At 43.4% G+C, this 13005-nt stretch carries 15 protein-coding genes, 1 tRNA gene and 1 pseudogene; 13 read left to right on the top strand and 4 right to left on the bottom strand.

Annotation, left to right across the window (positions count from 1 at the left end):
- The 9 genes and pseudogenes from M1K58_RS24900 to M1K58_RS24860 all read left to right on the top strand — a co-directional run.
- Nucleotides 1–235: pseudogene (locus M1K58_RS24900) on the top strand (ankyrin repeat domain-containing protein); the annotation flags it as partial.
- Nucleotides 236–691: 456 nt separating this feature from the next.
- On the top strand, nucleotides 692–1045 hold the full coding sequence (locus M1K58_RS24895; RefSeq protein WP_256761588.1) for a beta/alpha barrel domain-containing protein: 354 nt from the start codon (nucleotides 692–694) through the stop codon (nucleotides 1043–1045).
- A 201-nt stretch (nucleotides 1046–1246) separates the two neighbouring features.
- Entirely contained in the window at nucleotides 1247–1798 is a 552-nt protein-coding gene (locus tag M1K58_RS24890; protein ID WP_256761587.1) for a hypothetical protein, read from the top strand.
- Nucleotides 1799–2071: 273 nt separating this feature from the next.
- Complete coding sequence (locus M1K58_RS24885) at nucleotides 2072–2683, top strand: DUF2239 family protein (RefSeq protein WP_256761586.1); 612 nt, start codon at nucleotides 2072–2074, stop codon at nucleotides 2681–2683.
- A gap of 300 nt (nucleotides 2684–2983) precedes the next feature.
- Nucleotides 2984–3187: a DUF1330 domain-containing protein gene (locus M1K58_RS29760; RefSeq protein WP_372339202.1), complete on the top strand. Its 204-nt coding sequence runs from the start codon at nucleotides 2984–2986 to the stop codon at nucleotides 3185–3187.
- 18 nt (nucleotides 3188–3205) lie between these two features.
- Nucleotides 3206–4096, top strand: a complete 891-nt coding sequence (locus tag M1K58_RS24875; protein ID WP_256761585.1) for an alpha/beta fold hydrolase — start codon at nucleotides 3206–3208, stop codon at nucleotides 4094–4096.
- A gap of 85 nt (nucleotides 4097–4181) precedes the next feature.
- A complete protein-coding gene (locus M1K58_RS24870) occupies nucleotides 4182–4694 on the top strand; it encodes a hypothetical protein (protein ID WP_256761584.1) in 513 nt (170 codons plus the stop codon).
- A gap of 335 nt (nucleotides 4695–5029) precedes the next feature.
- Nucleotides 5030–5908, top strand: a complete 879-nt coding sequence (locus M1K58_RS24865) for a PhzF family phenazine biosynthesis protein (RefSeq protein ID WP_256761583.1) — start codon at nucleotides 5030–5032, stop codon at nucleotides 5906–5908.
- A 199-nt stretch (nucleotides 5909–6107) separates the two neighbouring features.
- Complete coding sequence (locus M1K58_RS24860; protein ID WP_256761582.1) at nucleotides 6108–6365, top strand: ArpU family phage packaging/lysis transcriptional regulator; 258 nt, start codon at nucleotides 6108–6110, stop codon at nucleotides 6363–6365.
- 340 nt (nucleotides 6366–6705) lie between these two features.
- On the opposite strand, the gene M1K58_RS24855 is transcribed toward M1K58_RS24860, so the two are convergent.
- A tRNA-Val gene (locus M1K58_RS24855) sits at nucleotides 6706–6781 on the bottom strand.
- Between the two features lie 282 nt (nucleotides 6782–7063).
- On the bottom strand, nucleotides 7064–7819 hold the full coding sequence (locus M1K58_RS24850; RefSeq protein ID WP_256761605.1) for an MBL fold metallo-hydrolase: 756 nt from the start codon (nucleotides 7817–7819) through the stop codon (nucleotides 7064–7066).
- A gap of 186 nt (nucleotides 7820–8005) precedes the next feature.
- Between M1K58_RS24850 and M1K58_RS24845 the strand changes: the two genes are divergently transcribed.
- The 3 genes from M1K58_RS24845 (at nucleotide 8006) to M1K58_RS24835 (ending at nucleotide 9392) form a co-directional block, all read left to right on the top strand.
- Nucleotides 8006–8209 (top strand): hypothetical protein, encoded by a 204-nt coding sequence (locus M1K58_RS24845; RefSeq protein WP_256761581.1) that lies wholly within the window; start codon nucleotides 8006–8008, stop codon nucleotides 8207–8209.
- A gap of 193 nt (nucleotides 8210–8402) precedes the next feature.
- Nucleotides 8403–8975: a copper amine oxidase gene (locus tag M1K58_RS24840; RefSeq protein WP_256761580.1), complete on the top strand. Its 573-nt coding sequence runs from the start codon at nucleotides 8403–8405 to the stop codon at nucleotides 8973–8975.
- Between the two features lie 117 nt (nucleotides 8976–9092).
- The gene (locus M1K58_RS24835; RefSeq protein WP_256761579.1) at nucleotides 9093–9392 is read left to right on the top strand and encodes a DUF1292 domain-containing protein; all 300 of its coding nucleotides are present in this window, start codon (nucleotides 9093–9095) and stop codon (nucleotides 9390–9392) included.
- Nucleotides 9393–9520: 128 nt separating this feature from the next.
- Here the strand turns inward: M1K58_RS24835 and M1K58_RS24830 are convergent, their stop codons facing one another.
- Nucleotides 9521–9940 (bottom strand): DUF1885 family protein, encoded by a 420-nt coding sequence (locus tag M1K58_RS24830; protein ID WP_256761578.1) that lies wholly within the window; start codon nucleotides 9938–9940, stop codon nucleotides 9521–9523.
- A 119-nt stretch (nucleotides 9941–10059) separates the two neighbouring features.
- Entirely contained in the window at nucleotides 10060–11532 is a 1473-nt protein-coding gene (locus M1K58_RS24825) for an aminotransferase class I/II-fold pyridoxal phosphate-dependent enzyme (protein WP_256761577.1), read from the bottom strand.
- A gap of 238 nt (nucleotides 11533–11770) precedes the next feature.
- Between M1K58_RS24825 and M1K58_RS24820 the strand changes: the two genes are divergently transcribed.
- On the top strand, nucleotides 11771–12943 hold the full coding sequence (locus M1K58_RS24820) for an MFS transporter (protein WP_256761576.1): 1173 nt from the start codon (nucleotides 11771–11773) through the stop codon (nucleotides 12941–12943).
- The last annotated feature ends 62 nt before the right edge of the window (nucleotides 12944–13005 follow it).

Here is a 13005-nt window from a genome sequence, read left to right as displayed (position 1 = left end):
ACCGATACAATGGCAAGGTAGAGTTTTTCTGGACTTTACAAAAGAAGTCGAAGGTTATGGCGGTACCGGATTTATCATTTGGATCCCTGATCAGAAATGTTTAGGCAGCTTCGACGTCGAGCACGAAGAACTATTTATCTTTGAGGGCGTGAAATGGAACAAGTTCGTAAAGAGGCTTCCAATCGTTGTTAATCACGTGTTAAATGGTGTTTCGATCGATGAGCTTTATAAATAGTGTAATATTATTAAACTAACGGGAAACTATAGTTCAATTCATTAAGGCTGCCGCAGGGCAGCCTTTTCTCAACTAACTGGCAGAATAGCGTGGAAATAGCAGGCTAAGACAAAGCTCCCTTTGTCCCTTTTTTAGATAAATTTCTGATGTGATAATATATCTCTCTTTTAATAGCAGGATTAATACAGAATTTCTTACATTGCTTTATCAGCTGAATATGTTAATGCCAAAGAACCATCGAGTTAATGATTGAGAGCCACCGTGTTAATGAAATAGAGCCAAGTTGTTAACGGTGAGAGCCACTTTAGATTTAGGCTGTGAAAAACATTATAGAGAGTGGTCATTAAACTAAAGGGCAGAGCTTAGACTTTTATGAAGAAAAGAGGTTTTTGTCGTATTATATGTAATTATGGGTTGTGAAATAAATGGATTATTTGAAAATGGGGGATTCAAAATATGGAACGTAAAATTCAACTAATGGAGACCTACGTAAATATCGACCTTGGAAACTCACCCTTTTTAAAATTAGATAAAGGGTTGCAAATTCCATACTCTTCAATCAAGGGAATAACAACAGGTAGACCGATACCAAATGCTTTTAAACTATATGGTGCTTTATTAGGAGGAATGAGAAGTGGGTTATTTAGATCAAATGGTGGTTATCAACTGCACTTTTTTGAAAATGAGCTTGAAACTCTTCATTTAGATTTGAATAGCTTTCAAGTTGGTAAGTTCAAAATATCAAAGTTGATCATTGGTGTTGAAAATCCTGAAGAAATAAGTAAAAATATTTCCGAAAGAGTGAAGTGATAATTTGTTGATGAACTGTTCTTTGAACTAACGAGGAACTATAGCTCAATAAGTAACGAGAACGAGGCTGCCGGCATAGATCGACAGCCTCGTTGCGCTAACGGGTAGTTTACGCAACAAACTCAATGTAAACACAATCAACTTTATCGCTCTATACTATGGTAATATATGTGCAACTCATTAAGTTCGGAGTGATTTCTGATGTTTGAAATTAAATATGAAATCTTTGAAGATGATATCCTTGAGCTTCGCGCAATTGACCTTCAGACCTTTAACAAGGAATATAATCAGATTTACGGTTGTTTTACCATAATCGTAAATGGAATTGAATATCTATCTTATCCTTCACCTGAAATGAGATTAGAGACAAAGCGCATTTATTCTGAGCTAATATTGACTCACTTTGATTTTCTTATCGATGTGTATTACCAACTTCAAAAAAACAACTACGCCGCATTAAAGTATATTGAAAATCCTTGGACTTGGCTTGAGTTCATTCAAGAAGGAAATGAACTTGTCGTTAGTCAGTTAAATCTTGAAATTCATGAGGGTCCGTTAATTCGAACTGATAGAGAACTATTTATTAATGCAATAAAAGAAGAAATTATCAACGAGACAATACACTGGGGAGATTTTGAAAAAGAACTTATTTCAAATACCAAGGAATTTATAAAAACATTACAAGAGCTAAATAAAAATATCCTTACTTCAAATTGTTTTAACAAGATTAGATTATTTGCTCTAGAGCGTTAAACTAACGGGTAACGTTTGTTCAATAAACTCAAAGGGACGGCAGCCGGTGTTAATGGCTGTCGTTTTCTCAACTAACTGGCAGTTTTGCGACAAAACACAGCATGTACAACATTAAGCAAACACTAGCCCTCAACAGCGAGGTTTCTCTTAGGCCGCATCTTTTGCATTTAATCCCTCCATAACGAACGACAGAATATATTTTACCCGGGTAATATTGACCTTTTGTTTTTACCCGGGTAAAATTAGTGAAGTATTCAGAGGAGGATGTACAGAATGAGAGATGATCAAACGCGCTTTTACTGCACGGCATTTTTGGGTGTGGGAGTCGTCGCTAGTGGTTCGTTACAGCACGTTGTTTCTACAGTGAAGGATGCTCTGGATGACAGAGACCTCACTCGGCTGCTTATATTTGACGATACCATGGGGAAGCAAATAGATGTTGATTTTCGTGGGAATACAGATGACGTGCTCAAACGATTAGGAGAACAGTTTGGTGACTTGCCCTGTACGGAAATGAATCACCAGCCTACACGGCGGGTCGGTCGACCCAAGCTGGGGGTTGTATCCGGTGAGGTTACATTATTGCCACGAGATTGGGAATGGCTCAAGAGTCAACCTGGAGGGGCGTCGGTAACATTACGAAAACTCGTTGGTGATGCTCGCCGTACTGGAGGGAAACAAAGCAAGATACGAGAGTCACAAGAAGCAACATATCACTTTATGACAGCTATGGCCGGGAACTTCCAACAATACGAAGAAGCTCTGCGGGCACTGTATGCTGGTGATTTGGATCGTTTTTACCACTACATCGATGACTGGGCACCTGATATCAGAAACCATATAAAAAGATTAGCTGCTAATGCATTCCCTGAAGGGAACTTATGAAAGAAAGCATGTGTAGGTGTAAAGTATTTGGAATAAAAAAAGAAACTACGAAAGGAGCCACACTATGACGGAGTTTGAATCTATTCGTTACATCGAACCATCACAACGCGCTGGCATGAGGTTCATGCAGCGAGGCATTGAAGGCAGCGTCGTCATGTTGAACCGCTGCGTTTTCGTGATGTTGCCGATTACACAGCCAATCCTGAACTAACACCGGGGTTCCCAATCAGCGGTGCCGAAGCTTTCAACCGCTATATTGAGTATACCCTCCCATTTCTCCGTGAAAGCGGAGGTGAAGTCATGTTTCTTGGCGATGGCGGAGAGTTTCTTATCGGACTCGAAGACGAAAGATGGGATCCTGTCATGCTGATCCGCCAGAGCAGCGCGCAGTCGTTTCTTGCTTTTTCAAGTCATCAAGAATACCAGGCCGGTATCGGGCATCGGACTGCAGCGATCGAAGATTCACGCCTTCTGCCTATGGCAGAACTTACAATAACGAATTAATTGGAGGAGAACATAATCATGAACATCTTGAAAGTTAACGGCGTTGATTTGGTTTATAACAGTTTCGGTAACGAAAATGACGAGGCTATCATCCTAATCGCCGGGCTTGGAACCCAGATGATCCGATGGACGGTTCCGTTTTGTCGGATACTAGCAGCGCGGGGTTTTCGCGTGATCCGCTTTGACAATCGTGACGTAGGTTGCTCGACGCATTTTAGCCATTATCGGACGCTGGATTTTGACGCACTGGCGACTGCTCTCATGTCGGGAAAGCGACCGGACATCCCTTACACTCTCGATGACATGTCCAACGACGCTATCGGACTGCTCGATGCCCTTTCAATTGACCGGGCACATTTCGTTGGCAGGTCGATGGGCGGAATGATTGCCCAGATTGCTGCCAGTGAGTACCCTGAACGGGTTTTATCACTCACTTCCATTATGTCCAGTTCCGGTAATCCGGCACTTCCGCAAACTTCCCCGGATGTCATGGCGATGATGACTAAGCCGGCGCCGAACCCATTTGAGGATGAAGCAGGATTTTTGGCGAACAGCATCTCTTTTGCCAAACGCATCGCCGGCACCGGCTATCCGTTTGAGGAGGACGCTTATCGGGCGCTCATTCTGGAGGAAGTCCAGCGAGCCTACGATCCAGGCAGTGTCGGACGACAAATTGCTGCGATCGCTGTCTCCGGTGACCGTCGTCCGCGGCTGGCGACCATAAAAGTACCAGCACTTGTCATTCATGGGGTGGACGATCTCCTGTTTGTCCCGGCGTGTGGCGAGGACACGGCTTCTGCCATCCCGGGCGCCGAGCTAATGTTGGTCGACGGCATGGGACACGACTTGCCTCACCAACTGTACAAAGTAATCGCTGATGGCATAGAGCGAACGGCTCGTCGCAATTGACACGTGCTTCCTGAATAGCAACCAGCCGGAACGATAGCTCAAAAACAATTTCCAATGGCAGCTAGCCAAATGGTAAGGTGATTTTATGACTGATTACAGAAAAATTCAGTTAGAGAAGTTACTGAAAAAAAACAAAGTAAAAGAAGCAAGGATGCAACTTATAAATGATTTAAAGAAATACCACAACATAGATATTTCGAATCATGAATATGTCGACTATCAAGTATCTGAAGAAGTGCATAAAAAAGTATATGAGCAAATTAAAAGTGATGACATCAAGTCTTTAAAATTCCCTTTCAACGAAGAAACAGTCAAGTCGAAGATTGACTTTATTTTTGGTTATTTTAAAGATAACGAGAAAGAAACAGTTATGTTCTTCCCCTCTACATTTGGGTTTTACTTCAGAAATAGCAATCAGCTTTATTTGGATTATCCAATTGCAATAAGAATGTCGTTATTAGATTGCAAAAAAATCGTTTTGACATTGATGTTTGAAATGCACGATGATTTGGTTGTTGTTTCAGATAAATTCAAGTTTGGGTTTGTTCTAAGCGAGGACGAATATTCAACTGTAACAATCGAAGATTGGGAGAAATAAACTTAATTACAATAAACAATATGGAACTCTTCATAACTAACGAGGAACGATAGCTGATAAAACGCGAAGAAACGGCAGCCAGATCCATGGCTGCCGTTTTCTCAACTAACGGGCGGAATAGTTCCAATATGTGGTATTGTAATGTATCTAACAACGCTTATGAAATTTCTAATTGGAAGCTACATATTACAATTGCTGACTACTTAGATTTATCTGTATTATTAATGATACAATTTACTGTACTCAGAGATTTCCCAACTGGATCTCAAGTTAGCGAATGGGACGTGCTGTTGCGCACATCGTTTTTTTGAAGATAAGGAGAGGACGAGCGGAACATGAATGTGGAAGTGTATACATTAAATGCGTTTTCGAAAGGGGAGCGTGGCGGAAATCCAGCAGGTGTTGTCTTAGAGGATGGCCTTTCGCTGAAGGCTGCCGAAATGCAGCTCATAGCGAAGGAATTGGGCTTATCGGAGACGGCCTTTATGGAAAAATCCTTGCTTGCGGATTACAAAATCCGTTATTTCACCCCCGCCAGCGAAGTTGATCTGTGCGGACACGCCACGATTGCTGCATTTGGACTCATGCATTCGCTGGGTTTGGCAAAAGAAGGGACCTTCTATACGATAGAAACCAAGGCAGGGATTTTGGATGTCGGTATTAGCTCCGAGGGTCTTGTTTATTTGTCACAGGCTTTACCAAAATTTTTTGAAAGGATATCCTGTGAGGAAATAGCTCCATCCTTGGGAATGGATACCAAAGATCTGGAAACCGGGTTACCCATTCAAATTGTTTCGACGGGACTGCGGGACATTTTGATCCCGATCCGCAGCAGGAAGCTCTTGAATGAGGTTCAGCCCAATTTTGACGATATAACCGCCATCAGCGAAAAATATGATGTGGTTGGATATCATCTGTTCACGATGGATACTCCAGACGATGCTGCTGCGGAATGCCGGAATTTTGCGCCGCTGTACGATATTCCCGAGGAAAGCGCGACAGGAACATCCAACGGTGCCTTGCTCAGCTATTTGTACCAACATGGCCAACGATCTTTGCAGGAAGTGGAGCATGTCATGTTCAGACAAGGGTATTCGATGGATTGTCCTTCTGAAATCAAGGCAAGTTTGCGCCTGAGCGAGAGCGGTGAAATCAACCAAGTTCGAGTTGGCGGAGCAGTGGCTGGCATTGAACAAAGACATATCATGATATAAGCGGAATCAAATAGCCTGTTTGCAGCCACTATATTATTGGGGCGAGTTGGTTAATTCTGCTAATGGCAGGCGAGGATAGATAGCAGAGGAGGAGATCGAGGCGAAGATCACCGCCGGTTATGAGTCAAGAACCGGAGGTAGCTCAGGTATTAGTGACTCGACTGCTAACATTGCTGTTCGTAATGTGGATGAGCCTGAGATGAGGCGCAGGTTTATAGATAAGGTTGATCGCTGTGTTCAAAGGCTACCTGAAATAGAATGCAAGCTCATTAAATTGAGATACATGGATGATGACTATGTATTTGATTATAACGTCTACGAGGACGAGTTAGGCAGAGGTTACGAAGCGTATGCTAAGCGCAGGTGGAGGGCGTTCGAGAGATTGGCTGGGATGCTGAAGATTGGGATTTTGAAAGAGAAGGGGGATGATGGTGGCGGAAGCTCAGGTAGAGAATGAGATTAATTGGGGAAAATATCCGATGACGTTGCGACCAAAACACATAGAAGAAATATTAGGTCGTAGCCAACGAAAAACTACGAATTCTTGAACAAAGCCCCATTTCATGTTGCGGTCGACGGTCGTGAAAAGTTCATTAGTAAGGCAATATTCAGAAAGTGGCTAGAAGGGGATTCATCATACAATAATTCGAGTGAGTGCGTCTAACGCCTCGCTCTTTTTTTTGCTATTCGTATCAAATTCGTATCACGGCACCAAATGGCACCATTTTCTTTATGTTAAGGTGGTTAAGAAAAAAAGAAAGAACCCTTACTGTGTAAGGGTTCTGAGCGTTTAAGTATGGTGATCTGAACAGGGATCGAACCTGTGACCCCTACCCTGTCAAGATAGTGCTCTCCCAGCTGAGCTATCAGATCATGTTTTTAACGGCGACAAGTAATATAATAACAACTGAATAACGTGAAGTCAACCCATTTTTCACATTTTTTTATTTTTAACATTTTGAAATTGGAAAGAGGTGGCCCCAGTCACTTCGGACTTAAAGCCACCCCTTTATTCTCTACTTATTCATCGTCTTCCCATCTACGAGAATAGGCTTTCTTGGTGACCCAGAGAACTACCCAAATGAGCAATACGGCTATGATGCCGCTAAATATAAAAGTAGCAACCAAAACGGATAACTCCCTTTCGAGCGAAGATTACTCTATCATACCGGATTGTAAGTCCATTGTTAACAAGTCCAACTCGTACACCCGTTGCTGCTCGATAAATCTCATCTGACCGGTACGTCCGATAAAGTCGGGCTGATCATCACCATAGTGCATGAGATAAGTAAGTTCCTGAATAGACGTAGGTAAGGTGAGAAGCTCGGTTAAGCAGGCATGGACAACACCAGGTGCATGTAATTGACAGTCATGAAAAATAATCCGAACCCCCCGGCGATTCACTAAGGAATCGAGTAATGCGGCATCGAATACAGTATCCCCAGAATAGAAGAAGGATTCGTTAAACAGTAACGAATAACTATTCTTGTTCGGAATATGTTGCGTGGCGATTAACTCAACGCGCAGACCGGGCATAACCTCGTAAGTAAGGCCCTCTTTAAGAGGGTGAACGTCGAAGTAATCCTCCAACGTATCGGAGGGCTCTTGTTGAAGCCCACCCTTCAAGGAATGCTCCCATAAGGTATCGACTAGCGTGTCAGCGATATATAATATCGGCTTACGGCCGAATACAAATTTCATTTGAAAAGCAAGCTCTTCTAGTCCTCCGATATGATCGGCATGAATGTGCGTTAGTAACACCCCATGGAGGGCGTTGAAATTATATCCAAGCTCGTGAAGAGCCTTGGGTGCGGTTATTCCACAATCCACAAGCAGGTTGAGGCCGTCGATTGTAAATAAAGCATTGTTATTGTTGAATGCTTTGGCAAAGGCGCTGCCTGTACCTAACATTTGAACTTTCAAAATCGCTACCCCCTACATAGTTGCGGTTTCATTGTCACAATCTCTAATCAATGTACCATAATTCAAGAAGATTGTGGAAAAAAATCAGAGGGTAACCTGTGACGCTTTGGGCGGATTTCGCATAGTCTGAGGGGGAGTTGTTTTCTCCTATGCACTAGCGAAAGGAAGATTCCGATGTCGAAGGTAAATAAGAAGAAAAAGTCGGCCCCTGCATCAGATAACAAGAGGGCGCAAATGAAAATCGTGACATCCGATACTTGTGCCGTTTGTAAAACTCCTTGCAAGAGAGGTCTCGACTATTTGGAACGAATGAGCGCTACTGGCGCTGTAGGTTATGGTGTCCCATGCGTGTTAACATTGCCATCCCGTAAAAAATAATGCAAGAAAATTGTGGGGATGAGCGTGCTATTTCCCAGGCAAGCGCAAGCTTCGCCATGATGCGACATTCCCACTGGGGAGCATGATTAGAAAAACTTAATATATTTTTAACCTTCATGCGCAACTTTCCGCCCGACTGTCGGTATAACCAAATGCAGACAAGAAAGTGAGTCGGTATAGACGGAGGATGTTCATGATGAAATTCCGTAAGCTTATTCTATTAACTTTATCCTTATCATTAATTTTCGGCAGCGTTGCGTATGCAGATTCCGTATCTCAGAAATTGAAGGTATGGATCAATAAGAAGGAATCAGACAGCAGTATCACTGTTGATAACAAGACGTACATTTCGTCCCAAATCGTGTCTGATAAGCTTCAGGCTATTTTGTTGCAGGACGACAAGAAGATTTCGATTTTCAAGCCGAACGTACATATGGTTACGAGTTATGATACGACCATATTCGCGGACGTTAAGAAAAACGAAAAGGCCAAGTTTATGGCGTTTATCCAGGTTGACTCCTTGAAAGTGGATATTAACGCGTATAAGCTGACGATCGCGGATCCTTACGGAGATGAAACGCAGATCATTTCTGTCAAGTCAGGTGACAGTGAGTTTCCAGACGGGAAGTCCGACTTCTGGACGACGATCAAAGATATCTCATACAAATTCGATTCTGTAGGCACGTATACGCTACGCTTCTGGATGAAACCTGTCGGTGAATCAGATTTTCAAGTGGTTTCTGAGAAAACGATTGCTTCCAAATAATCATAGATAAACGCCTAGTCCTACATACGGATATAGGCGTTTTTCGTTTGACCCTTTGGACTGGAAGTGATACGATACGTGGGTAGGTAAAATCAACCGATTGAACGGAGGTTCGCCATGAGCGATCATGTCCACGACGAGAATTGCGAACATGACCACGATGAAGAAGCCGTATTCATTGTAACTGACGAAGACGGCAAGGAGCACGAAATGGTGCTCGTTTACACATTTGAATCCAATGATCGTGCGTACGCTGTTTTATTGGACCGGAATGATCCTGAGGATGATGGGGTTATTTTCCGTGTCGAAGAAGAAGGCGAAGACGAAGTGCTCGTTAACATCGAGGACGATCAAGAGTGGGAAACGGTCATGAAAGTATATGAAGAGCTTGCTGCCCTCGAGAACGAGAACGGGTAATAGCTACGATCATGTATGACAATGAATCTCGTAACAAAAAGCAGTAGCCAATTCCTAATGGAGATGGCTACTGCTTTTTTTATATGTACCTATCACTTAAATATTAAAGTCTCATTCTATCGACAATATTACTTACGGGGATTGAAATAAATAGTTCGACCGTTGAACATTTTAACTTCTGCTTGCAGTTGCTTCCCAATCCATTTACATAGCTCATTCGCTTTTGATTTGTCTCCATGGGTCGAGTCATCCGGTAATACAAGCTGAATAAAAGGTACAGCTGCACCCTCTTCCTCACGTTTACCTGTTCCGACCACGATATAACGATATTGGGGAGCCTTCCCCTTCAAATAAAACCATTGATCTTTGGCTTCGGGCTTGTTCTCAATACTGTAAGGAAAGGCAACTTCGGCGTAATCATAACCAAGCTGTTGTCCAGTTAACGACATCTGCTCCTGATAATGGTGCAGTTGTTCCTTAACGCCATTAAGATCAATTTCAGATAATGTAGAGCCTTGGACAAGAGAAATGTAAGCGCTTTGACTCATCAGTTCCACCCCCACGCCAATGATAGCATTTCCCAGAATTGTTGGCAACGGGTTCCAGTCAAAAGGGTCCTTCCTCAGAAAGCTGAGAAAGGACCCTTTTGTAGGCTCTATCTAGAGGGTTAAGAGATAGCTGTTTCTTCCATGATGACTTTAACGTTAGTAACAGATCGATCCTCTGGTCCTTTGACAGGAAGTCCAACCTCAAGATGATCGACGATATAATCGATATTTTCTTGTGAGATAATTTCACCTGGGAGGATGATCGGTATTCCCGGTGGGTAGACGTAAATAAACTCTGCAATGATTCTACCCGCAGATTCTTTAAAAGGCACAAGCTCTGTTTCCCCATAGAAGGCATCCCTTGGCGTCAGAGCAAGATGAGGGATTTCTGGGATTTTGACGATAACCTCAGGAATTTCCTTGGCATGCTCATAATAAGCTTCAGACATGCCCTTCAGTGCTTGAAGAAGAATACCGATAGACTCTTCATCGTCTCCCGGAGTAATGAGACAAAGTATGTTATACATATCGCTAAGCTCAACTTCTAACTTGTAATGCTCACGTAACCAATTTTCCGCATCATATCCCGTCATCGCCAAGTGGCGGACGTGAATGGTTAGCTTCGTGGGATCGTAATCGTAAGTTGCTTCCTCACCTAGTAGCTCCTCACCAAAGCTAAAGAGCCCGGGAATTTGGTTAACCGCATCGCGAGCCTTTTTGGCCAGCGTCACAGTTCTTTCAGCGAGAGCCTTGCCATGAATGGCTAGCTGACGTCGAGCTGTATCTAATGAAGCCAGCAGTGGATAGGAAGTCGACGTTGTCATGAGTAGGCTCAGGATCGTTTGCACACGAAACGGATTCACTAGACCTTTACGAACGTTAAGGATGGAGCTCTGAGTCATTGACCCACCGAGCTTATGAACGCTTGTCGCTGCCATATCAGCGCCTGCTTGCATAGCGGATAACGGTAACTCATCAGAGAAATGAATGAGAGAACCATGCGCCTCATCGACCAGCACCGGAATATCGTACTCATGCACAAGATCAACGATTTCCTTGAGGTGAGTACACACTCCATAATAGGTAGGATTAATAATGAGTACTGCAGAAGCATCTGGATGGCGCTCTAATGCCCTGCGTACAGATCGAGTCGTAACCCCATGATCAATACCTAAATTCGTATCACGGACAGGCGAGAGGAAGACTGGACGAGCTCCTGCAAAAATAATGGCAGATAGAATCGATTTATGAACGTTGCGAGGAACGATAATTTTGTCCCCATGTCCACATACAGACAAGATCATCGTCATGATGACTGTACTCGTTCCTTGAACGGAAAAGTAGGTGAAGTCTGCACCGAAAGCATCTGCGGCAAGCTTCTGCGCTTCAAGGATAACACCAACAGGCTGATGCAAGTCGTCGAGCGGCGCGATATTGATCAAGTCAATGTCGAGAATGTTTTGTCCAATAAAGTTACGATATTCGGGATCCATCCCCGCGCCTTTTTTGTGGCCTGGGATGTGGAATTGCACTGGATTTTGCTTCGCGTGGGAACGCAACGCGTCGAATAAAGGAGTCCGATTATGATCCATTTGAAGTTCCCTGCCTTTCTTTAACGAGCATCTGATAAGTTTTGAGTTCATTGTACAAACAAGCATGAGTATAACAAAAATAGGGGGGAAATCAACCACTGTCTATTCGATATGATATTTGTCACATAAACGTCAACAGATCTCATTTGGAACAAAGCGTTCAATATGCTACCATCAAGATTAGATTGTTGAAACGGAAATGCCTATTTTTGTTGTATTTAGAGGAGAGAAAGTTATCGTGAAAAGTAAATTAGCTATCGTTGGTCTCATGCTCTTTACGATTTTTATCGGCTTCGGCATTATTATTCCGATCCTTCCCCAATTGGTGACGGAAGCGAGTAAAGAATCGGCAAATTGGCACACAGGAGCAATGTTGGCGATCTATTCGTTGATGTCGTTCCTACTCAGCCCATTCTGGGGAGGGTTGTCCGAGCGTATTGGACGTCGTCCCGTTATTATGACAGGTGTGCTAGGGTTTGCAATAAGTTTCTTGATTTTCGGTTTATCCGGAGATAATCTCGTCATTATGTATATTTCGCGTATTCTGGGAGGCTTGTTCTCCGGAGCAGTCGTATCCTGTATTGTTGCTTATGTAGCGGATATTACGACAGAGGATGAAAGAACGAAAGGGATGGCTGTTGTTGGGATGAGCATCGGACTTGGGTTTACATTCGGTCCTGGTTTTGGTGGATTCCTAAGCGAAATTCAGCTTCATACTCCTTTTTATGCGGCAGCTGCCTTATCCTTTATCGTATTTGTCGCAGCATGGTTCAAGCTACCCGAGTCATTACCGCCGGAGAAGCGGGCTTCGAAAGAGAAGGGCAAACGGATATCTCGTTGGACTGCGTTCCAAGGACCGCTTAAGTACTTATATGTACTTGCTTTCTTTGTAACCTTCTCCTTAGCTATTCTAGAAGCAACATTACAATTGTTTGGAATTGAGAAGTTTGAAGTAACTCCATTACAGATAGGCATGATGTTCTTCTTCTGTGGATTAGCAGGTGCGCTAGTGCAGGGGGGAATCGTGCGTCGTCGGATTAAAAATGGGGAGGAAGGGAAATACATCGCTATCGGATTGCTCATCTCCGCTCTTGGCTTTTTCTTAATGTTAACAGCGGATAGCTGGGTGATGGCTACGGTTTACTTGTGTATTTTCGGAATTGGTAACTCTCTCATTAAACCTTGCGTTTCTTCTCTCATTACTAAGAAGACAACGGTTGGACAAGGTATTGCTTCTGGACTTAGCTCCTCTATGGATAGCTTGGGGCGCATTGTGGGCCCATTGCTCGGAGCGGCCCTACTGGGCGCTGCATCATGGCTGCCCTTCGTCGTCTCGGGTATACTCTCGGTAGCCGCGCTTGGATTATTGGCACAGTTCCGCATTAAGGATCGTCAGAAGCTACAAGCTTAATCTGGAAGTCATTCATCAACATACTCAATTTAATAATTGGATTCGAAGCTGAGGCTTATTGC

Origin of the sequence: Cohnella sp. WQ 127256 (genome assembly GCF_024519285.1) — a bacterium.
In the GTDB taxonomy this organism is placed as follows: Bacteria; Bacillota; Bacilli; order Paenibacillales; family Paenibacillaceae; genus Cohnella.
The sequence above is the reverse complement of the archived record's forward strand: the minus strand, read 5'-3'. Positions and strand labels throughout refer to the sequence as shown.